The organism is Paenibacillus sp. Pae15, assembly GCF_024519685.1.
Lineage (GTDB): Bacteria > Bacillota > Bacilli > Paenibacillales > NBRC-103111 > Paenibacillus_G > Paenibacillus_G naphthalenovorans.
Map to the genome: position 1 here is coordinate 1 of NZ_JALJRM010000101.1, position 222 is coordinate 222.

Genomic DNA, 222 nt, shown 5'->3' on the forward strand with positions numbered 1-222 from the left:
CCGAGAGACCGAAAACACCGACCGCCACAACAACAAAGTCGATACCGTCCATAAGATCGATAGACCCGAATGTCAACCGGTTCGTACCTTGAATGGAATCAGAGCCGACCATGGATATTAATAATCCTAATCCCATGGCGATTAGACCTTTGATTAATTTTTTGTCTCCCAGACCGCTTGTGGCAATTAATGCAAATAACATGAGCGCGAAATATTCAGGGG

Annotated in this window: 1 protein-coding gene; it reads right to left on the reverse strand. The window is 45.0% G+C overall.

Annotated elements, in window-relative coordinates:
• Nucleotides 1-222, reverse strand: a 222-nt coding sequence (locus NR121_RS25530; RefSeq protein ID WP_256832160.1) for a tripartite tricarboxylate transporter permease, incomplete at both ends; no start/stop codon positions are given.